Raw genomic sequence first — 20,168 nt, 5'->3', positions numbered from 1 at the left:
TCGGTTCGTACACACACTTCGAGAGGACATCCATGGTCGAGCACACGGGCGGAGAGTTCGTCCGGGAGATGATGCGGTGGCACTTCAGCCCGGAGACCGGGTCGCCGTTCTGGCTGGAACGAGCCGAGCGCCTCGACTTCGATCCGCTGACCGACGTCCGGGACTTCGAGGACCTCAGCCGGTTTCCCAACGTGGTCGACGAGCTGCGCGACATCGGCGTGCGCGAGCTGATACCCCGTGGCTACGGCGAGAAGCACGAGGCGTCCGTCTACGAGAGCGGCGGCACCACGGGACGGCCCAAGGCGGTTCCGTACAGCGCCGAGTGGCACCGGCGCAGCGTCGAATGGTTCAGCGAGCGACTCGACTCCCACGGGGTGCCGCGCAACGTCGACTGGCTCAGCGCCGTCCCCACCGGACCGCACAACGTCGGAGCGATGGCGATCGACACCGCGATGCTCCGCGGTGGGCTGAACTTCAGCATCGACCTCGATCCGCGCTGGGTGAAGAAGCTGGTGTCGGAGGGCCGGGCGGACGTCGCCGACGCCTACACCGACCACCTCATCGAACAGGTCGGCCACATCCTCGTCGGCCAGGACGTGGGCGTCCTCTTCGCCACGCCCCCGCTGCTGGAACGCCTCGCGCAGCACGACGATCTCGTCGACCTGGTCAACCGCAAGGTGCGCGCGATCATCTGGGGCGGTACGCACCTGGACGCCGACACCCGGGACCTCCTGCGCGACGAGGTGTTCCCAGGCGTCACGATGGTCGGCGGGTACGGCGGGACGATGATGCTGGGCACCTCGGTGGAGCGGCCCGGCCTCGGTGACGACGAGCCCTGCGTGTTCGACTCCTTCGCGCCGTACACCACGTTCCGGGTGATCGACCCCGGCAGCGGAAAGGTCGTCCCGTACGGCGAGCGCGGGCAGATCGTCGTGCACCACATGAGCCGGAGCGCCCTTCTCGTCAACAACATCGAGCGGGACCACGCGACGAGGATCGCACCGGTGGACGGCGGCTTCGGTGATGCCGTCGCCGATGTCACACCCGTGGCGTCCTTCGGTGACACGGCCGTGGTCGAGGGCGTGTACTGATGCTGTCCCTGGACGCGCTCGGCCCCGGCGGCCCGTACCGGTCCCGGCGCCAGGAGACCATCGGCGACTTCGCCGGAAACCGGGTGGCGACACTGAGCCTCGCGCCCTCGCTCTACGTCACCCGCGCGATGAAGGCCCTGCGCCGTGTGCCGGCCCCGCCCTTCGACGCCCGGATCGAGGCCTTCGCCCGGGCGGGCCGGGCCTTCGCGACGGAGACGATCGCGGGACTCACACCGCGGGAGTACCAGCACACCGTCAGCACGGTCACCGGGATACCGATCACGGTGGTCCGCAAGTCCACCGACGAGATCGCGCAGGCGGCCGAGCGGATCCACCACAGCGTGGAGAACGCGCGACCGGCCGGCGCGGTCGACTCGTGGCGTGATCCGCGCGCCCGGGACGGCGCGGCGGTGTGGACCCGGCGGGGTGAGGTGTTCGCCGTCCACGCCGCGGGCAACCACCCCTCGGTGCACCAGGGTTGGTTCGACGCCCTCGCACTGGGCTATCGCGTCGCCGTGCGGCCCTCCCGCCGTGAGCCCTTCACCCCGCACCGGCTCATCACCGCCCTGCGCGAGGCGGGCTTCGGCGACGAGGGCGTCGTGCTGCTGCCCACCGACCACGAGGTGGCCGGAGACCTCCTCCGCCACGCCGACCTGGGAATGGTGTACGGCGGCGCGGACGTCGTGGGCAAGTACGCGGGCGATCGCCGCGTACTGCCGCAGGGCCCCGGACGCTCCAAGGTGCTCATCACCGCCGAGACCGACTGGGAACCGGTCGTCGACACCATCGTGGAGTCGATCAGCAGTGGCGGAGGAGTCGGTTGCGTCAACGCCACCGGAGTCCTCGTGGAGGGAGACCCCTCTCCCGTGGCCGCGGCGATCGCCGAACGCCTCGCCGAGCTGCCCAGCCTGCCCGCGACGGACGAACGGGCGGTCCTGCCCGTACAGCCCACCGGGCTCGCCCGCCGGTGGGACGGGTATCTGCGGCAGCGCGCCGCGGGCAGCAAGGCGTGGCTCGGCGGTGACGGGATCGTCGACGATCTCGGCGACGGTTCGGCGGTACTCCGGCCGGCGGTGCACCAGCTCGACAGCCCGTTCGCCGAACAGCTCGGGATGGAGCTCGGCTTCCCCTGCGCGTGGGTCGCGCCGTGGGACCGCGAAGCGGGTGTCCGGCCGCTGCGCGACACCCTCGTCCTCACCGCCGTCACCACCGACGGGAATCTGGTCGACGAGCTGGTGGCCGAGCCGACCATCGCCAACGTCTACATCGGGGACCATCCGACACCGTGGATGGCGCACGGACTGCCGCACGACGGCTATCTCGCCGAATTCCTCATGCGTACCAAGACGATTCGGCGCTGACCGACGGCCGGTGGGGCGTGCTGAGCACCCCCACCGGCCGTCGGCGTCACGGGTGGTCCGTCAGGTACGAGGTGTCGTTGAGCAGGCGCACCGAGGCGGCGCCCTCCCCGGAATAGGCCACGGCCGACAGCGAGGCGGCCGACAGCTCCATCCGGAACAGCGTCACCGGTGGTGCGCCCAGTGCCAGCCGCAGCAGCGTCCGCAACACCCCGACGTGGGAGACGACGAGCACCGTACCGCCCTCGTACCGTGCGAGGATCCGGTCCCGTGCGCGTTGGGCCCGGCGCGCGACCGAGGCGAACGTCTCCCCGGTTCTGCCGGGCACGGCCTTCGGAGAGGCGAGCCACGCGGCCATCTCCTCCGGATGGCGCTCCCGCACCTCGGCGAACGTGAGCCCCTCCCAGGCGCCGAAATCCGCTTCGGTGAGCCCTTCGTCGATCTGGACCTCCAGATCCAGACGCCGGGCGGCTGCCTCCGCTGTCTGCCGGGCCCTGCGCAGCGGGGACGACACCACCGCCTGCACCGGGCCGCGCGAGACGAGCACCCTCGCGGCGGCCTCCGCCTGCCGCAGCCCGTTCTCCGACAATGCCGGATCCGAGCCGCCGCTGCCGGATATCCGCCTCTCCGGTGTCCATGCCGTCTCACCGTGGCGCAGCAGCAGAAGTGTCGTGGAGCCGCCCCGGGCGGCCGGTGCGGGATTCACGCCGGCTGTTCCCCTCCTGGCTGCCGGGCCGATGCGAAGCGGCTGTCCATTTCGATGGTCCCCTTTCGTTCGCTGCCCCGTCCCGGCGGCCGTGCGGCGGAGTGCGCGGTTCAGCGGAGGGCCTGGATGACCGGCGCGAAAATCTCCATGTTGTATTCCATGACCGTGAAGTAGGTGAAGCCGTAGCGTTCGCGGCGTTCCTTGATTTGCTGCACCATGTCCTCGGGACTTCCGACCAGGACGCTGGGCACCTCTTCGGGGAGGTCCTCGGCGCCGGGCGGCAGCGGCGCGAACCTGTCCGGCATCGAAGCGCCGTCGGTCGGCGGAACCACCTGCTGCACCAGGAGATTGAGCTCCACGGAGTCGGCGCGCTCACCGAGCAGGCCGCGCACATAGGCGATGCGGTCGTCCATCTGCGCGGCTCCGGCCAGTTGGAGCGCGTCACCACTGGCGTTGGCCCAGCCGCCGGGGAAGGCGATGATGTCGGCGTGCGTGGCGGCCACGCGCAGCAGCCGGTCGCCCCAGCCCGCGATGAGCAGGGGCGGTCCGGACGGCTGGGCCGGACGCGGCTCGTACGCGGGGTCCTCGAAGAGGCGGCGGAGCGTGGTGACCGTCCGCTCCAGTTGTTCGACCCGCCTGCCACCGCTGGGGAACGGAATCTCCGCGGTGTCGAACTCGGCCTGCACATAGCCCGCGCCGAGCCCGAGTTCCATCCGCCCGTCGACGAACCGGTCGGTACTCGCCGCATCACGTGCGAGAAGCGCGGGGTTGTAGAACGGCGTGTTCAACACGAACGTGGTCAGCCGTATTCGCTCGGTCGCCTCGGCCGCGAGCACCAAGGAGGGGAACGGTGCGGGGAATCCGAGGTGGTCGGCCACTCCGAGCACGTCGAATCCGAGTTCCTCGGCCCTGCGGCACTTCGCGCGCCACTCCTGCAGGGAACCGGGAACGAACATGTTGACGCCGAAGCGTAAGGGGAGTTGGGAAGGCATTATCTGTGTGTATCACGCTTCGATTCTCCCGTCACCCGGTCGAGTGCGACGAAAAGATCTCAATCTCTCGGCCACCGCTGCCTTTTCGAACCGGCCCTTGGATACGCCGCGTGAACGTATGTGTAAAAGCTGGGAAATGGCGCTGCGCCGCCTTGGGCGGGCGACCGGACAGGCGGGGTGAGTCCGAGAGGACCATGGCCCGGCGAAGCGAGGTCCGCAAGGGCGTCCGGTGCCCGGCACGCCTTCAAGTGGGCTGTGTGGGTGTGGTGTTGGTTTGTCGTCGACAGTGGAGGACCGCGGGTTTGGCCGGTATGTGTCAGGGTGCCGCGGTTTCGCTTTAGACTTCGGTCAGCGTTTGGTAAAGCCAGGTACGACCCGCGGGGGAACCCCGCACAAATGATGGGGTGGACAGTGATTTTGAAGACGTTCGGCTGGTCGTTCGCGGTGACCGCGCTCGGCCTCGTCGTGGCGGTGCTCTACGGGGGGTGGGCGGCCTTCGGGGTGGTGGCGATCCTGTCCATCCTCGAGATCTCGGTGTCCTTCGACAACGCTGTGGTCAACGCCGGGATCCTGAAGAAGATGAACGCCTTCTGGCAGAGGATCTTCCTCACCATCGGGGTGCTCATCGCCGTCTTCGGCATGCGGCTGGTCTTCCCCGTCGTGATCGTGGCGATCAGCGCCAAGGTGGGCCCCGTCGAGGCCGTCGATCTCGCGATCAACGACGCCGAGCGCTACGAGCAGCTCGTCACCGACGCCCACCCGTCGATCGCGGCCTTCGGCGGCATGTTCCTGCTGATGATCTTCCTCGACTTCGTCTTCGAGGACCGTGACATCAAGTGGCTCGGCTGGCTGGAGCGCCCGCTCGCCAAGTTCGGCAAGATCGACATGGCCTCGGTCTGCGTCGCCCTGATCGTCCTCGCGATCAGTGCCATGACGTTCGCGACCCAGGCCCACCAGCACGGCGGCACGCACGTCGACAAGGCGTCGACGGTCCTCCTCTCGGGCGTCTTCGGCCTGATCACGTACCTCGTCGTCGGCGGTCTCTCGGGCTTCTTCGAGAACAAGCTGGAGGAGGAAGAGGAGCGCGAGCACGAGGCCGAGGAAGAGGCCAGGAGGAGCGGCCGGAACGCCCCGGTGGTCCTGATGGCGGGCAAGGCCGCGTTCTTCATGTTCCTCTACCTGGAGGTCCTGGACGCATCCTTCTCCTTCGACGGCGTCATCGCCGCCTTCGCCATCACCAACGACATCGTCCTGATGTCGCTCGGCCTCGGCATCGGCGCCATGTACGTCCGTTCGCTGACCGTCTACCTGGTCCGCCAGGGCACCCTCGACGACTACATCTACCTGGAGCACGGCGCGCACTACGCGATCGGCGCACTGGCCGTGATCCTCATGATCTCCATCCGCTACCAGATCCCCGAGGTGGTCACCGGTCTCATCGGTGTCCTGCTGATCGCCGGGTCCTTCTGGTCCTCCGTCCGCCACAACCGCAGGTCGGCGGCGGACGGAGGGGAGCGCACGGGTCCCCCCGAGAAGGCCGAGGTTCCCTCCGGCGTCTGAGCCGGCGCCGACCGCCGCCGGGCCCTCAGCCGACGGCGGTGAGGCTTGCGTACGCCTCGTCGTCGAGCCGCACCAGCGCGGCGTCGACGTTCTCCTCCAGATGGGCGGTACGGGACGTGCCCGGTATCGGGAGCATCACCGGGGAGCGGCGCAACAGCCAGGCGAGGGCGAGCTGTGCCGGACTCGCCCCGTGCGAGCGGGACGCGGCGTCCAGCGGTCCGCCGGGGCGCGCGAGTTCACCGGTGGCCATCGGGAACCACGGAATGAAGGCGATGTTCTCGGACTCGGCGTAGTCGAGCACGTCCTCGGCCGACCGGTTCGCGAGGTTGAAGAGGTTCTGCACGGAGACGATGTCCACGTGCGTACGGGCCTCCTTGAGCTGCTCGACCGTCACCTCGGACAGTCCGAGGTGACGGATCTTGCCCTCCTGCCGCAACTCGGCCAGAGCGCCGAGCTGTTCGGCCAACGGGACCGCGGGATCGATGCGGTGCAGCTGGTACAGATCGATCCGGTCGACTCCGAGCCGCCGCAGGCTCAGCTCCAGCCGCTCGCGCAGGAACTCGGGCCGGCCGTTGGACCGCCAGTCGTCCGGGCCCGGACGCTCCGCCCCGCCCTTCGTGGCGATGACGAGGTCAGCGGGGTAGGGGTGGAGCGCCCTGCGTATCAGCCGCTCGTTGACGAACGGGCCGTAGGCCTCCGCCGTGTCGATGAAGGTGACGCCCAGCTCGACCGCTCGGCGTAAGACCCGGACAGCTTCGTCGGGGTCGCGGGGCTCACCCCAGACGCCCGGGCCGGTCAGCTGCATGGCCCCGTAACCGAGACGGTTCACGGGAAGGTCGCCGCCCAGGGCGAGGACGCCGGAGGCGTCGGCCGGACGGGTGGTGGACTGCGTGCTCACGATGATCCTCGAAGTCGCGTACCGAAAGGGACAGGTCGCGGGGCCCACCGGTGTGCCGTGGCCCCGACGACCTCACCGAGCATGCCCCATCACCCGGGCCTCGGACAGAGGAGATGCTCCCGTGCCCCGACCTCGGGTGGTGCTCCCTTCGGAACGCGTGCCGCTTCAGGGCTTCCTGGCGACCGCTCCGTACATCGCGATGTCGCGGCCGTCGATGTCGCTCTGTTCCGGACCGGGGCGCCATTCGTGGACCTGGGTCACCCCGGGGTCCTGCAGCTCCAGCCCGTCGAAGAACGACGTGGCGGTCGGTAGGTCCCGCAGGACGAAGGGCATGCCTTGCTGGCGGTACTCCTGGGCGACGCGGTTGACCTCGTCGGGCGCGAAGTCCGCGGTGCCGATGGTCATCGCCAGGTAGCTGCCGGACGGCAGGGGATCCAGCAGCCTGGAGACCAGCCGCCGGTCGTCGGGCGGCAGGATGAAGTGCATGATGCCGATCACCATGAGACCGACGGGCCGGCCCAGGTCGATGAGTTCGCGGAACTCCTGGCTGCCGAGGATGGCGTCGGGGTCGTGCATGTTCGCGTCCACGTAGGCCGTCGCGCCCTCGGGGGAACTCTGCAGGAGGGCGCGGGCGTGAGCGAGGACGATGGGGTCGTTGTCGACGTAGACCACGTGCGATTCCGGAGCCACCTCCTGCACGACCTCGTGCAGGTTCGGCGAGGTGGGAAGTCCGGTTCCCACGTCGAGGAACTGGCGGATGCCCCGCTCCTGAGCGAGGAAGCGCGCGGCGCGGTGCATGAACCGGCGGTTCTCCAGCATGTGCACGGGCAGGGCGGGCCAGTGCCGTGCCATGGCGTCGCCCGCTTCCACGTCCACGGGGTAGTGGTCCTTGCCGCCCAGGATGTAGTCGTACACCCGGGCCGAGTGGGCCCGTGTGGTCGCCAGTCCGCCCTGACGGTCGTTCGGCGTGTTCATACGGAGCCTTTCGTCCGGGGACGGGCCTTCTCGACGGTATAGAGGCGCGGGTCCGGGCGCAAACGATGAGACGGCCGGTGTCCGGGCGGTCATGAGTCCCGTTGCGCCCGCAGGGCGATGATGGCGATGTCGTCCCGGCGGTGGTGGAGAGGCGGCAGGAGACCGCGGACCAGGGAGGGGAGCGGCGGGGTCCGGTGGCTCAGCGCGTCGGCGCGTGCCCGCAGCCGGCGGAGGTTGTCACCGATGTCGGTGTCCGGCGTCTCCACCAGCCCGTCGGTGTAGAACACCAGGGTGTCACCCTCCCGCAGGTCCGCGTCGAGGGTGGTGCGGACGAGGTCGTCGGTGACGCACAGGGGCGGGTCCGGAGCCGCGAGCCCGTGCAGATGGCGCGACGGCGCGTCGGCCGGGATCAGCAGGGGCGGCGGGTGCCCGGCGTTGGACAGGCCGATGTGCCAGCCGCCGTCCGTCCGCCGGCGCAGGATCGCGTGCACCGCCGTCACCATCGACGGACTGTCGAGTGCCTGCACGATGCGGTCGAGGCGGCTCAGGGTGACCGCCGGGCTGGCGGCCGGGCCGCTGTCGTACGCGAGTCCCCTCAGGATGCTGTTGACCCGGGCCATCGCCATGGCCGCGTCGAGGTCGTGCCCCGCGATGTCACCGATGGACAGGGCGAGGGCGTCGGCGGAGAGCCGGACGGCGTCGTACCAGTCCCCGCCGACCTCCGCCGCCGAGTCCGCCGGATGGTAGAGCGCGGTGATCGTGAGGCCCTCCACGGACGGCGGGGCCGCCAGGAACGACTGCTGCAACGCGAGCGCGTTGCCGCGGATGTTCTGGAGCTCCATTGTCCGGCGCAGCGGCCCGCTCATCTGCTGGAAGACGTCCCGCAGCAGGGAGAGGTCGGCCTCGTCCGGGGGCGGGTTGCCCCGGCAGGTCGCGATGGTCGCCAGCGCGACGGTCCGGCCGTCCACCACCACGGGCAGCAGGGCCACACCGGTCGCCCCGGCCTCCCGCAGCCACCGGACGGACACCTCCGACAGTCCGTCCCCGGGGGGCCCGCCGGGCGGGAAGACCAGCAGCCGGGCCTCCTGGCTCTCGATGGCCCGCCGGGCTACCGGACCCAGCGCGAAATCGGCGTCCAGCGGGGGCAGGGAGGGCAGTCCCGGGGCGAGCCCCACCCGCTCCGGCGAGGTCGCGGCCGGTACTCCGGAAGGCCGTCCACCGTCCTCGACGCCGTCCACGACACGGAAGATGGCCACCGCGTCGGCGAGCTCGGGTACGACGGCCGCCGCCGTCGTCAGGAAGGCCTCCGAGAGATCGCGGGCGGCGGGCACGGCCGCCATGCGCGCCAGCAGCTTCTCCCTTATGCGGGCGCGCCAGTGCTCCTCGGCGTCGGTGGCGGTCCCCACGAACTCCACCTCGCCGTCCTCGTCGACCACCGGCGCCGCGATGATCTTGACGTGGCGGAAGCGGTCGACGGCGCCTTCGAGCCGCACCCTGACGATCGTGTCGAGGGAGGAGCGCTGCTGCGTGGCCCTGCGCCACGCCCGCTGGAACCAGTCACGGTCCTTGGGATGGACGGCGTCCATCCACGACATGTCCAGGCCCGGAGTCCACAGCTTCTCGGCTATCCCGCCGCCGGACAACACGGTGACGACACCGTCGGGCGACATCACCCACACGGACTGCGGCACGGCCCCCATGAGCGCCTGGTACCGCCTGAGGAGACGCTCCTCGTTCACGGCCGTCCCCTCCGCCGCCGGAGCGACGCACCCGAGGACCGGGCCCACGGCAGGACACCGCACGCGGCCGTCTCTGACCGGCTCCGCCCGCCCCGCTCCCGGGACGACGCCAGTGGATCATCACCACTCATGCTCCGATGATCTCTCGCATCCCGGACATCAGCACACCCAGGTGCGTCGCGCGGCCACCTGGCCACCGGCGGTCGCCGGCGCGGCAGAACCCTCCGCGGCTTTCCGCCCGGCCCGGGCGCTACCCGGGCGTCGGCGGCAGCGCCCGAGGGGACGGGGCCCGTTCCAGACCCGCCAGGTGGGTGTCCACGACCCGCACGGCCCAGTCCGTGCCCTCGTCCTCGCCCTGCCGGATCATGTGCAGAGCGAGCCCGTCCATCATCGCGTGCAGGCGCTCGGTCTGGACCCGGACGTCCGCCGGGTCCACCTCCACCGCGCGCACCACCCGCTCGCAAAGGTCTCTCACCGCCCGGTGCGCCCTGTGGTGCGTCGCCCGCAGATCGCCGTCCGCCATCGCCGCCGTGCCGAGGACCACGGTGATCTCCATCTCCAAGCGCCGCGACTCGTCCAGGGGCAGCAGCTCCAGGAGCACCGCCCGCGCCCAATCGGCGCCCGGCTCGATGGCGGCGACCCGCTCGGCGAGCCGCTCGACCACCAGCGCGTACGCACTGATCCGCAGGCTGGCCTGTGTCGGGAAGGTGTAGCGCAGCGAACTGGGCGGGAGTCCCGCCTCGGCGGCCACCTTGCGCACCGACAGCGCGGGGAGGCCCTCACGTACCAGAACTCTCCACGCCGCTTCCGCGACCTGGCGGTTGCGTTCATCGGTGTCGATCACACGAGGCATGGCGCCATTGTCGCACGACCGTACGAGAACGTGCTACGGTCTTTTTGGCACAGTCGTACGAAAACAGGAGAGGAAAAGTGGACATGGCGTGGATCGTCTTGATCGCCTCCGCCGTGCTGGAGGCAGTCTGGGCCACCGCCCTGGGGATGTCCCAGGGATTCCGGCGGCTCGTGCCGACCGTCGTCTTCGCCGTCGCCATGACGGTGAGCATGGCGGGACTGGCCTATGCGATGACGTCGCTGCCCACCGGCACCGCGTACGCGGTGTGGGTCGGCATCGGTGCCGTCCTGACCGTCCTGATCGCCGCCGCGCGGGGTCAGGAGAGGCTGACACCCCTGCGCGCGGCTCTGCTGGCCGGCCTGATCGGCTGCGTCGTCGGACTGAAAGCGGTGAGCTGAGTGCCTTGGTTGATTCTCTTCGTCAGTGCCGTGCTGGAGGCCGTCTGGGCCACCGCGCTCGGCGCCAGCGACGGCTTCTCCCGGCCCGTCGCGAGCGTGGTGTTCTTCGTCGCGCTGATCTTGAGCATGATCGGTCTGTCGCGCGCCGCGAAGCACATCCCCATCGGCGTCGCCTACGCCGTGTGGACCGGCACCGGCGCCGCCCTCACGGTGGCCTGGGCCATGGTCACCGGCGGCGAGGCGGCGAGCGCGCTCAAGGTGCTGTTCCTGATCGGCATCATCGGCTGCATCGCCGGACTCAAGCTGTCCAAGCCGGGTCCGACCGGCGGCGGCTCCCGTCCCGGTGACGCGGAGGACCGGTCCGACGGGGTCACGGCACCGAACGGGACCCCTTGAGGCCCGTCCCGGGCGGGGGTGCCGCACGTCCGTAGCGGCGCCCCCGTGGTCAGGCGCCTCGCCGACCGCCGGGATGCCGCTACGGATCCGTCCGGGCCCGCGGAGCGGCGATGGCGATACCGGTGACCGTGACCGCGGGCGCGGGGGTAGGCGGGCGGTCGGGCGGTCGGGCGAAGAATCGCTGACGATTCCCCGGGGGTACCGGCTGTGCGGCGCAGGGGGGGCAAAGGCCCAAGGGAAGCCGAATACAACTCAACCGGACGGTCTCGTCGTTGGAACGGGGCCCGTCATCTCTCCCTTTTCTCGGCCGTGGGCGATCGTGACCGAGATTACCGTTTCCTACTAACCGACTTAGTTACCCAGCGGTTAGGGTGTGTGTCGGACCGGCAGAGGTAGACCCCTTTTACTTGTCACTCGGAAAGCTACCTACTGCACGGGCGCTCCCCGCAGCGCGCCGCAGTCACAGACGAGGAGAATCAGTGAGTCGCCCATCTCTTCTTGGCCGACCCGCCGACATTGCGTCGGCCGGGCGTCGCCGAATAGGCCGCCGGGTCGCGCTCGTCGCGGGAGCCGTGGGTGCGGGCTTCGGTGGGCTGTATCTCGTGGGGCTGCTCGTCGCCGGCGACGATGTTCCCGCGGGCACGCGGGTGAGCGGTGTGGACATCGGGGGGCTGAGCACCGCGCAGGCGCGGGAGAGGCTGGACAGCGGCCTGGGCAAGGCCTGGTCGGAGCCGGTGAAGGTGCGCCTCGGTGACAGTGACGGCACCGTCCGCATATCCGGCATCTCGCTGGACACGGAGGAGACCGTCGCCCGGGCCGCGCAGACGGGAGCCGATCCCTTCACCGTGATCGGCCGCCTCTTCGCGAACGGTGACCGCGAGGTCGAGCCGGTGATCCGTGTGGACGAGACGAAGGCCCGGGCATCGCTGGCCGAAGAGGCCGCGTCGTACGACCGGAAGGCGCGGGAGGGCGCCGTCAGGTTCAAGGCGGGCGAGCCGGTGCCGGTGCGACCGGTCACCGGGCGATCCCTGGATGTGGACGGCGCGGTCGAGCAGCTTGCTTCGGAGATTCCGGGCCAGGGCGAAGATCCCGTGCGACTCCCGGTTCGCACGACCGAACCGCGGGTCGGTGCGGCGGAAGTCGAGCGCGCGATGAAGGAGTTCGCCACTCCGGCGATGTCGGCGCCGGTGACGCTCACCGTCGACGGTCGGAGAATCGAGATCGGCCCGGCGGCGCTCGGCAAGCACCTCGCCATGAAGCCCGACGGGGACAACTCGCTGGCCCCCGTGCTGGACGGCGAGGGGCTCCTGGCCGAACCGGCGGTGGCGAGTGCGCTCGCGCTGGCCCTGGACGAGCCGGCCAATGCCGAACTGAGGCTGGACGGCGGCCGAGTGGCGGTGGCCTCCGACGGCAAGGCCGGGCAGGATGTCACGGCCTCGGCGCTCAAGAAGGCCGTACTGCCGCTGCTGACCAGGAGCGGAGCAGCCCGCACGGGCGCGGTCGGCGTCAAGGAGGTCGAGCCCACGCTGACCCGTGACAACCTGGGCCGCCTCGGCATCAAGGAGCAGATGTCCACCTTCACGGTCGATTTCGAGTCCGCCCCCTACCGCGTCACCAACATCGGCCGTGCCGCAGAGCTGATCAACGGGTCGGTTGTCCTGCCCGACGAGACCTGGAGCTTCAATCGCACGGTGGGCGAGCGGACCGAGGCCAACGGTTTCGTGGAAGGCGTCATCATCAACAACGACCGGTACGAGAAGGCTGCCGGAGGAGGCGTCTCCGCAGTGGCCACCACGGTTTTCAACGCCTTTTTCTTCGCCGGTGTGAAACCGGTGGAGTACGGAGCTCACTCGTTCTACATCGAGCGCTATCCGGAGGGCAGGGAGGCGACGGTGGCCTGGGGCAGTCTCGACCTGAAGTTCAGGAACGACTCCGGCAAGGCGATATACATCGACGCCCGTGCCACGGACACCTCGGTCACCATTACCTTCCTCGGCACCAAGAAGTACGACGAGATCGAATCGGTCAAGGGCCCGCGCACCTCCGTGAAGCAGCCGGCGACCCGCGAGGGGGCATCCGGAGAGAGCTGCGTCCCGCAGACCCCGCTCGAAGGCTTCAACGTCTCCGTCGACCGGATCTTCAAGGACGGTGGCAGAACGGTCAAGACGGAGAACTTTAAGACGCGATACGACCCGCGCGACGAAGTCACCTGCGACTGAACGACGTCCCAGCAGATACCGCGGCCCCGCCCCGCCGCCCTCGCCCCGCGTGTTGGTGATCCGACCCGCGATGTCACCCCACGGGGCGAGGGCGGCCCGCTCCCCGGGACCGTCGAGGCCGACGACCTTGGCACGTACGTCCTGCCACCGGAGGCGCCGGCCGGAGCGAGCGGAAGCCACCGAAAGCCACCCGAGAGCATGTGCGTCTGAGTCTGGGGGCATGAACGACGACGACCTCTGAACTTGGGCTGCCTGCCATCGAAGCTGGGCGAGTTCACGGGGTACGCGTGGACAGGACACCCGGATGACGGGCTGTAGTGAGGTGCCACGGGAAGGGGACGGTAGGCGTTATGTCATACGTACAGCAATTGGCCAAAGGGGCGGGCCAGGGCTCACCGCCCTTCTGGATCATCGCCATCGGTTTGATCGTCATCGTTGGAGTGGCGTTTCTGTTGAGCAGAGCTCGCAGGAGATAGGACGCGCGCCTCAGGCCGTCCGACTCCGATGGCAGCTGATCCACCTTCGTTGTCGGGGACCATCGGGATCTCAGACGGACACCGAGAGGCCCGGCTCGTCGGAGCCGGGCTCCCTCGTCGTTGGCGTTGACGAGGTCGCCACCTCGTGGCCCGGGATCCTACGGTCCCATTCTCGCTTGCCTGCCCACCCGTCGGACAGGCCGCTTCACGAGAACGCGAGACCAAGGGCCCTCCCGTAACGGCTGTTCATAGGTCTGATGATCTTGATAGGGCTCTTGTGATCCCGGCGTCTGAGCCGTCCCGGACAGCCCCGTTCACCGGCCTGAGCCCGCGTGGCTTCAGCAAGTTGGTGACCGTGGTGCGCCGCGAGGCCGCGGAGGAGTTGCGGCGCGCACGGCCGTGGGGGCTACGGCTAGGTCCTGTCCGGATCTGCCAGGTTCTCCTTGAGCACAGTCGGTGCTGTGGGACTTGACGGTGCTTCCGATGAATTGGGTCGACACCCGTTCCATGCTGCGGGAAACTCCTCGCGATGACTCAACGAACCGACACGCCTCCCACGTGGGACGAGCGTACGCAGCTGGTCATTTTCCTCGACTACGCCCGTGACACCGCGCGAGCCAAGTGCGAGGGCGTGTCCGCCGAGGACGCCCGCAAGGCCCCGCTCCCGGGTTCACCGCTGATGACGCTGTGCGGGCTGATCAGCCATCTGCGTTGGGTCGAGTACTACTGGTTCCAAGTGATGTTTCTGGGCGAGGAGCTCGCGGGGCCGCTCACCGGGGCGACCGACGATGATCCCGACCCTGAGATGCGGACAGCAGTCGACATTCCGTTGCCCCGGCTTCTTGCCGAGTACGAGGAACAGAGCGCGCGCTACCGTCGCCTGGTGTCCGACCACGACCTGGACTCAACGGCCAAGCGTTCCATCAGCGACGGCCGCAAGGTAGACCTCCGGTGGGTGATCCTCCACCTCATTGAGGAGACGTCCCGCCACAACGGCCACCTCGATGTCGTGCGTGAGCTCGTCGACGGGCGGACCGGGGCCTGAAACCGGTCGTGCGGGTTGCGAGCGGAGCCACAGCCGGATCGCTGCCACGGTGACGGTGCCGTGGAAGACGTAGGCCCGCTTGTCGAAGCCGGTCGGCCTGCCGCCTTGTCCGCGGCTGACCGGATCATCGCCTCGTCGTCCTGACCGGCCGACCCCGTGCTCGGCGTCGCCCGCCTGCGCAGCGTTGTGCCCAGCACGTAAACGCACTCAACCAGAGCACCTGGCCGTTCACGATTCGATGGGCATCATCTGGACCAGGCGGACCCAGTTCTCTTCGTCCGCCTTGGTATGGGTGGCTCGGATCCTCCAGCGGCCGGCGGGCAGCGCAACCGACGCCTGGGACGGTGCCCCGCCGCCGGGATGCTCGGTGTACAGCGCGGAACCTGCTTCGGCAGAGTCCATGAGCACGGCTGGACCGTCCGATGACCACGTGCCGCACTCCTCCCACTCGGTGGCGGGGTTCGCAAGAACAGTCCTGGCCGCCGCCTTCAGCTCGACCTCGGAGTCAGCCGCCAGCCACCGCAGGAAGGCCCGATGCTCGGGTAGAAAGCAACTGGGGGCTGGCTCGTCCGCCAACACCAGCGCCTGCGCACCGTTCTCGCCAACAGTGATCACACCAGCCGGCCCGTCCACCGCGCAGGCCCGGTCGTAGTCGTCCGGAGCGGTGGCGTCTCCCACCATGACCCCGGTCTCCGTACACCCACGCCATACAGCCAACGCGGAGACGGGGACAACGATCAAGGGCCCGCCCATCGACTCCACCCAGACGGGGGAGGTACGGGACGCACGGGCTTCGGGAGACGAAGAAACGCTCATGACATCAGTGTGCCCGCGCCCACTGACAACGTCCGCAGTGGCGACTGGCACCGGAGCAGGAACGGCCCAGAGTCTGCCGCATCCTCAGTTGCGGGACCGGGGGTGCCGGCTACCGGCCAGAAACGCCTCGCGCGCCTCTGGCCGGGCGTCGCACCCCGTCGGCCTCGGCGGCATCAGGCCAAGGGGGAGGACAGTTCGCCTTCGGGTTCGAGCCGTCTCGGTCGGCGGCCGGGAACAGGGGCGGCGTGGGGAGCCCCTGCGGCGTGTGTAACGATCTCCCCCGACCTGTGGGGGGTGTTGCTGAATGGCGCAGGACATTGCGCTGCGGCCGGTGGTGGACCCGGCCCTCGACGACGCGGAGCGCGCGCTGCTGGAGAAGTCCGCCGACGGACTCTTCCCGGCCACGCTGCCGTTGCCCGAGGAGTCGGCGCTGGGCGGCCGTACGAAGGCGGACATCTGGACGGCCCTGGGGGTCTCCGCGGTGTGCGCGCTACTGCCGGTGACGATCCTGTGGGCGCTGATCGGCGTGTGGACCGGCCTGGCCGTCGGCCTCGCGGCGCAGGCGGGGCTGGTCTGGGTCGGGGTCCAGTTCGGGTTCGAGGCGTTCGTCCTGACTGTCGTGGGCGCGCACCTGCTGGCCTGGCCGCTGATCGTCGTCCTCGGCTGCGGGACCGACGAGCGGCAGCGGGTGGCCCGGCTGCGCCACGGGCGCTACTACCTGGCCGAGGACTTCGGCGGCGACTCCCTGCGCGAGCTGCTGGGCCACTCGCCGCTGCGCCGGATGGAGCGCGCCCAGGCCGCTGTGACGGCGGTACTCCAGTCGCAGGTCGACCGGGAGGGGCTGCTGGACGACATCGCCAACGACGTGACGCTGCCGGCCCAGCAGTACGAGATCGCCCAGCGCCTGGCCGAGCTGACCCGGCTGGCGCGGAAGGTGCTCGCCGCTGCCGGGGACGCCTCCGGCTCGCGGGTGGAGGAAGTGCTGCGGACTCAGCGGCAGGCGCTGCGGCTGTCGTCGAGCGCGCTGGAGGAGCGGGTGGAGGCGCTGGAGCGGTACGCCGAGAACACCCGTGCGGCGGACGCGGCGTACCGCGAGTGGGAGGCCGTACGAGAGCTGGAGCAACTCGGCGAGGACATGCACGAACTGGTGGTGAACACGGTGCGGGACGAGCTGGCCGTCGCCGAGATCGAGGGGCTCGCCGACCGGTCCCGGCTCCAGGACCTGCACCGGATGCTGGACGATGCGCGGGAGGCGGGGCTGCTCGCCACGCGGTTCGCCGACGAACCGGCCGGGCGCCGGTCCGGCGACAGCGGCCGGGCGTGAGGGGGAGGACGACATGACGCAGACATCCCAGCCGAGACGCGAGCTCCACTCCGGCCGCGGCAAGAAGACCTTCGACCGGATCCCGAGCGGATTCTCCCTGGTCGGCGCCCTGGTGATCCTCTTCGAGGTGGTCACGCTCGGCGCGGTGGGCCTGGCCCTGGCCGTCGGCGACCCGAGCGACGACGGGGCGTCCCGGGACAAGGAAGCCCGGCGGGTCGAGGTCACCTACATCGCGACGGGCGACCACCCCTCGGTGAACCTCAGCGTCGGGAACGCGAACGACAGCCACGAGTCCCGCAGGATCGTCACCCTGCCGTACCGCGAGACCGTCGAGATGGCGCCGGGGGCCGACTTCTATCTGGACGTCACAAGCCGCGAGGACCAGGAAGGGGGCACTCTCACGTGCACCGTGCTGGTCGACGGCAAGGTGGTCCAGCAGGCGCACAACACAACGGACCCCTCGTCCGCCATCTGCGCGGGAAGCGTCACGGCCGCCCCGCGACCGGGCATCCCCGTGCCCACTCTCACCCCCGGCGCCTCCCCGCTGCCCGAGGAGCGGCGGCTCACCGGGACCGTCAAGGTGCCGGAGTACCCGGGCGAGGGCTCGCCGGTCGTCGGCACCGTCACGGACTCCTCCCTGGAGTACGCGGAGCTGGGCGGTACGTGGGACCGGAGCAGGACGCTGGATCCGGTCTTCGACGGCTTCACCCGCAAGCAGGAGGGGCGCCAGCGCGCACTCGTGAAGTCCACGCAGGTGGACGAGGACATCATGGCCGCGGCCGGCGGCACCGGGGAGCTGCGGGGTGTGGCGGGCGCGGTGATGGACGAGCGGCGTCGTTACGAGTACCCGCGCGACCAGGCGGTCCTGGTCGACGTCGCCTCGCAGCCGCTGAAGGTCGACGGACGTGACGCCTGGCTGCTGGTCAGTGAGATCCACTTCCACAAACGCGGGGTGCCGTCCACGATGGACCTGAACGCGGTCCTCGTGGTCGACACCGGGCGCGTCCGCCCCTCGGTGCTGTGGGTCGTACTGCCGGAGACCAACAAGAAGCTCTGGCCGGACCTGAACACTCTGGTCGCATCCGTCCAGGTTCGCTGACCTGTACCGATACGGGACGGGCCCGGGCGCGCGACGCGTCCCGGGCCCGTCCGGTAGAGCGCTCAGGTCGTGTCCGCAAAGTCTCGTCCGGGGAAAGTGGGCGGCCCCATCCGCGAGGAGCGGGCTTGCGCCGGCGGAGCCGGCCATGCGGTGAGACTGCCTGCCGAAGGAGTCGTGCTCCGGGCCGGTCATGGCCTGCGGCAGGAGCGAACTCCTGCCGAGGTCGTCGACCATCCGAGCCGGGCACGGAAGGCCGGCACCATCGGCAGCACCGAATCGTCACGAGCCTGGGCGAAACCGACCGTGCTGCCGCCCGCGGCGGTCGGGCATCCTCCCCTTCCTCACGATGTCGGGAACCCGCTCACCAAGCCCGGATCACCAACCGTTGCGGGCGACCCCGCCGGCGCCCGGCGCCGACGGCGGGGGTCGACGATCGGGGACGTCAGGCCGCGCGGTCCACGGGTGTCTCCCGGGGCTGCCGGGCGACGGCGGTGCGGAATCCGTCGCCGAAGCGGTGGTCCAGGGCGTGGGCAAGCCGACCGCGGAGCGCGGTCAGCCGCTCGATGGCCTGGTCGAGACCGTCCAGTCGGCGCAGCGTGACGTTCTCCACCGGGCAGCCCCCGGCCCCGCCGTCGCCGGTCGCCGGCCCCACCTCGGGAGGCCGGCCGTCCAACACCGGAACCAATGACTCCACGTCCCGTATGGTCAGCCCCGCGTCCAGGAGTTCCCGCACGGCGCGGAGCCGGTCGAGGTCCTCCGCCCCGTACTCGCGGTGGCCCACCCGTGAGCGGCGGGCCGTGAACAGGCCGCGCTCCTCGTAGTAGCGCAGCGCCCGCGGTGTGAGCCCGACGGCCGCGGCGGCGTCGCCGATACGCACGGTTCGCCCCCGAATCAGGTTCAGAGTTCCACCAGGACCGCACCGATGTGACGGCCCTCCAACAGGTCGCACAACGCCCGGGGGGCTTGGTCGATTCCCGAGACCCGGACATGCGGGAAGGTCAGCGTGCCGTCCCGCAGCCCCTGTCCGAACTCCTTCGTCCACTCCGGGAGCGCATCCAGGTGATCGCTCCCGGACAGACCGCGCACCGTGATCCCGCGCAGGATGAGCGAGCCGCTGTCCACCTCGATCACACTGCGAAATCCTCCGGAGAGCTGCCCGTCGAGCGCCCCGATGAGCGCGATGCGCGCACCCCGGCGAGCCACCGCGAGCGCCGCGGAGAGCTGCTCCCCGCCGACGTTGTCGAAGACCGCGTCGAGCCCTTCGGGGGCCGCCGCGCGCAGTTGGTCCTCCATGGATCCCGCGCCGCGGATGACGGCGGCGTCATAGCCGAGCTGCTCCACGAGAACGCGTGCCTTGCGCTCGGAGCTGGTGCTGCCGATCACCCGGGCGGCTCCCCGCAGCCGGGCGAACTGACCGGCCAGCGTGCCGACGCCGCCCGCCGCCGCGCTGACGAAGACGGTGTCCCCGGCCCGCACCTGCGCACCGCGCACGATGCCCAGCCAGGCGGTGAAGCCCTGGGACAGATGAGCCGCCGGGTCGGGCAGCTCGGCGGGGTCGACACGCTGGAACTCGGCCGCGTCACCCACCGCGTACTCGCGCCAGCCGTGCCGGTGGGTGACGAGATCCCCGGGGACCAGCCCGGCGTCCGAGCCGTTGACCGCGACGACCTCGCCGAGGGCCGGTCCCCACAGCGGGCGGTCGGGCGCGTAGCCCGTCACGGGCAGATCGGTTTCGTCCCGCATCAGGGTGCGCATCACGGCGGTGACGCTCATCAGCGTGTTCCGTACCAGGACCTGTCCGGGCGTCGGGTCGGGTATCGGGAAAGTCACCACCTGGAGGTGATCGGGCGTCAGTTCTCCCTCCGGGCGACGAGTGAGACGCACCTCGCGATAGGTGGCGGGGCTGGAAGAGGGCATGGCTGCTCCTGGGCAGGGGCCGCGCGGGATGTCCTCGGCGGCCGTGGGCGATCGGTCGTTCCGACGGTAGGACTTGACGCCCGCGTCAAGTGCAAGGTCGGCAGGCTGCTTCGCTCTCTTCCCCCTGCTCTGAACAGGTTCGGTGAGGCCGAGCTGGATGCGTGCGGCCGCGACGGCCTCGTAGGCGCTGGCCAAGTTGTCCTCGCGGGTGCGCCAGTCGGTAGCGGCCGGGGCGGCGGTGAGGACCGGGGTGAGGGCGGGGGCCAGGGCGGTGCGGGCGAAGGCGCTGCCCAGCATCGCTTGAAG

At 70.2% G+C, this 20,168-nt stretch carries 18 protein-coding genes and 1 pseudogene; 10 read left to right on the top strand and 9 right to left on the bottom strand.

Features of this window, described 5'->3' with window-relative positions:
* Positions 1 to 32: 32 nt before the first annotated feature.
* Entirely contained in the window at positions 33 to 1,091 is a 1,059-nt protein-coding gene (locus DTB53_RS02475) for an AMP-binding protein (protein ID WP_003970504.1), read from the top strand.
* Positions 1,091 to 2,452: an aldehyde dehydrogenase family protein gene (locus DTB53_RS02470; RefSeq protein ID WP_012381773.1), complete on the top strand. Its 1,362-nt coding sequence runs from the start codon at positions 1,091 to 1,093 to the stop codon at positions 2,450 to 2,452. Before DTB53_RS02475 ends, DTB53_RS02470 begins: the two co-directional genes overlap by 1 nt.
* A gap of 46 nt (positions 2,453 to 2,498) precedes the next feature.
* On the opposite strand, the gene DTB53_RS02465 is transcribed toward DTB53_RS02470, so the two are convergent.
* Both DTB53_RS02465 and DTB53_RS02460 read right to left on the bottom strand, forming a co-directional pair.
* Positions 2,499 to 3,155, bottom strand: coding sequence for a histidine phosphatase family protein (locus tag DTB53_RS02465; protein ID WP_012381774.1), 657 nt, complete (start codon positions 3,153 to 3,155; stop codon positions 2,499 to 2,501).
* Positions 3,156 to 3,265: 110 nt separating this feature from the next.
* The gene (locus DTB53_RS02460) at positions 3,266 to 4,147 is read right to left on the bottom strand and encodes an LLM class F420-dependent oxidoreductase (protein ID WP_012381775.1); all 882 of its coding nucleotides are present in this window, start codon (positions 4,145 to 4,147) and stop codon (positions 3,266 to 3,268) included.
* A gap of 411 nt (positions 4,148 to 4,558) precedes the next feature.
* Between DTB53_RS02460 and DTB53_RS02455 the strand changes: the two genes are divergently transcribed.
* Positions 4,559 to 5,707: a DUF475 domain-containing protein gene (locus DTB53_RS02455; protein ID WP_012381776.1), complete on the top strand. Its 1,149-nt coding sequence runs from the start codon at positions 4,559 to 4,561 to the stop codon at positions 5,705 to 5,707.
* A gap of 25 nt (positions 5,708 to 5,732) precedes the next feature.
* Here the strand turns inward: DTB53_RS02455 and DTB53_RS02450 are convergent, their stop codons facing one another.
* From DTB53_RS02450 to DTB53_RS02435, 4 genes are all read right to left on the bottom strand, one after another.
* Positions 5,733 to 6,605 carry an aldo/keto reductase gene (locus DTB53_RS02450; RefSeq protein WP_012381777.1) on the bottom strand — a complete coding sequence of 291 codons (873 nt, stop codon included), beginning with the start codon at positions 6,603 to 6,605 and terminating at the stop codon, positions 5,733 to 5,735.
* A gap of 165 nt (positions 6,606 to 6,770) precedes the next feature.
* The gene (locus DTB53_RS02445) at positions 6,771 to 7,580 is read right to left on the bottom strand and encodes an SAM-dependent methyltransferase (protein ID WP_003970510.1); all 810 of its coding nucleotides are present in this window, start codon (positions 7,578 to 7,580) and stop codon (positions 6,771 to 6,773) included.
* Positions 7,581 to 7,669: 89 nt separating this feature from the next.
* Positions 7,670 to 9,319 carry a PP2C family protein-serine/threonine phosphatase gene (locus tag DTB53_RS02440; RefSeq protein WP_042498891.1) on the bottom strand — a complete coding sequence of 550 codons (1,650 nt, stop codon included), beginning with the start codon at positions 9,317 to 9,319 and terminating at the stop codon, positions 7,670 to 7,672.
* Between the two features lie 250 nt (positions 9,320 to 9,569).
* Positions 9,570 to 10,172, bottom strand: coding sequence for a TetR/AcrR family transcriptional regulator (locus DTB53_RS02435; protein WP_012381779.1), 603 nt, complete (start codon positions 10,170 to 10,172; stop codon positions 9,570 to 9,572).
* Between the two features lie 83 nt (positions 10,173 to 10,255).
* On the opposite strand from DTB53_RS02435, the gene DTB53_RS02430 reads away from it, so the two are divergent.
* The 5 genes and pseudogenes from DTB53_RS02430 to DTB53_RS02405 all read left to right on the top strand — a co-directional run bounded on the left by DTB53_RS02430 (position 10,256) and on the right by DTB53_RS02405 (position 14,706).
* On the top strand, positions 10,256 to 10,570 hold the full coding sequence (locus tag DTB53_RS02430; RefSeq protein WP_012381780.1) for a DMT family transporter: 315 nt from the start codon (positions 10,256 to 10,258) through the stop codon (positions 10,568 to 10,570).
* Positions 10,571 to 10,966, top strand: a complete 396-nt coding sequence (locus DTB53_RS02425; protein ID WP_012381781.1) for a DMT family transporter — start codon at positions 10,571 to 10,573, stop codon at positions 10,964 to 10,966.
* A gap of 515 nt (positions 10,967 to 11,481) precedes the next feature.
* Positions 11,482 to 13,185, top strand: coding sequence for a VanW family protein (locus tag DTB53_RS02420; RefSeq protein WP_413251626.1), 1,704 nt, complete (start codon positions 11,482 to 11,484; stop codon positions 13,183 to 13,185).
* 753 nt (positions 13,186 to 13,938) lie between these two features.
* Positions 13,939 to 14,076, top strand: a pseudogene (locus DTB53_RS37195) (IS5/IS1182 family transposase); the annotation flags it as partial.
* A gap of 114 nt (positions 14,077 to 14,190) precedes the next feature.
* Positions 14,191 to 14,706 (top strand): DinB family protein, encoded by a 516-nt coding sequence (locus tag DTB53_RS02405; protein WP_012381783.1) that lies wholly within the window; start codon positions 14,191 to 14,193, stop codon positions 14,704 to 14,706.
* 228 nt (positions 14,707 to 14,934) lie between these two features.
* Here the strand turns inward: DTB53_RS02405 and DTB53_RS02400 are convergent, their stop codons facing one another.
* Complete coding sequence (locus DTB53_RS02400; protein WP_256090815.1) at positions 14,935 to 15,459, bottom strand: Imm21 family immunity protein; 525 nt, start codon at positions 15,457 to 15,459, stop codon at positions 14,935 to 14,937.
* 367 nt (positions 15,460 to 15,826) lie between these two features.
* On the opposite strand from DTB53_RS02400, the gene DTB53_RS02395 reads away from it, so the two are divergent.
* Together DTB53_RS02395 and DTB53_RS02390 are read left to right on the top strand one after the other, a co-directional pair.
* A complete protein-coding gene (locus tag DTB53_RS02395; protein WP_012381785.1) occupies positions 15,827 to 16,846 on the top strand; it encodes a hypothetical protein in 1,020 nt (339 codons plus the stop codon).
* A 13-nt stretch (positions 16,847 to 16,859) separates the two neighbouring features.
* Entirely contained in the window at positions 16,860 to 17,945 is a 1,086-nt protein-coding gene (locus DTB53_RS02390) for a hypothetical protein (RefSeq protein WP_012381786.1), read from the top strand.
* A gap of 442 nt (positions 17,946 to 18,387) precedes the next feature.
* Here the strand turns inward: DTB53_RS02390 and DTB53_RS02385 are convergent, their stop codons facing one another.
* Entirely contained in the window at positions 18,388 to 18,822 is a 435-nt protein-coding gene (locus DTB53_RS02385; protein WP_012381787.1) for a MerR family transcriptional regulator, read from the bottom strand.
* A gap of 20 nt (positions 18,823 to 18,842) precedes the next feature.
* Positions 18,843 to 19,862 carry an MDR family NADP-dependent oxidoreductase gene (locus DTB53_RS02380; protein WP_012381788.1) on the bottom strand — a complete coding sequence of 340 codons (1,020 nt, stop codon included), beginning with the start codon at positions 19,860 to 19,862 and terminating at the stop codon, positions 18,843 to 18,845.
* Positions 19,863 to 20,168 lie beyond the last annotated feature (306 nt).

The sequence above is a fragment of the Streptomyces griseus genome (genome assembly GCF_900460065.1).
Classification (GTDB): domain Bacteria; phylum Actinomycetota; class Actinomycetes; order Streptomycetales; family Streptomycetaceae; genus Streptomyces; species Streptomyces griseus.
Note: the sequence above shows the minus strand (reverse complement) of the source record. Positions and strands in the feature narration are given on the sequence as shown.

Bases quoted from the DNA above. Each gene is read 5' to 3' on its own strand.
- DTB53_RS02475 (WP_003970504.1), top strand. From the start codon at position 33: ATGGTCGAGCACACGGGCGGAGAGTTCGTCCGGGAGATGATGCGGTGG.
- DTB53_RS02470 (WP_012381773.1), top strand. From the start codon at position 1,091: ATGCTGTCCCTGGACGCGCTCGGCCCCGGCGGCCCGTACCGGTCCCGG.
- DTB53_RS02460 (WP_012381775.1), bottom strand. From the start codon at position 4,147: ATGCCTTCCCAACTCCCCTTACGCTTCGGCGTCAACATGTTCGTTCCC.
- DTB53_RS02445 (WP_003970510.1), bottom strand. From the start codon at position 7,580: ATGAACACGCCGAACGACCGTCAGGGCGGACTGGCGACCACACGGGCC.
- DTB53_RS02435 (WP_012381779.1), bottom strand. From the start codon at position 10,172: ATGCCTCGTGTGATCGACACCGATGAACGCAACCGCCAGGTCGCGGAA.
- DTB53_RS02430 (WP_012381780.1), top strand. From the start codon at position 10,256: ATGGCGTGGATCGTCTTGATCGCCTCCGCCGTGCTGGAGGCAGTCTGG.
- DTB53_RS02405 (WP_012381783.1), top strand. From the start codon at position 14,191: ATGACTCAACGAACCGACACGCCTCCCACGTGGGACGAGCGTACGCAG.
- DTB53_RS02400 (WP_256090815.1), bottom strand. From the start codon at position 15,459: ATGGGCGGGCCCTTGATCGTTGTCCCCGTCTCCGCGTTGGCTGTATGG.
- DTB53_RS02395 (WP_012381785.1), top strand. From the start codon at position 15,827: ATGGCGCAGGACATTGCGCTGCGGCCGGTGGTGGACCCGGCCCTCGAC.
- DTB53_RS02390 (WP_012381786.1), top strand. From the start codon at position 16,860: ATGACGCAGACATCCCAGCCGAGACGCGAGCTCCACTCCGGCCGCGGC.
- DTB53_RS02380 (WP_012381788.1), bottom strand. From the start codon at position 19,862: ATGCCCTCTTCCAGCCCCGCCACCTATCGCGAGGTGCGTCTCACTCGT.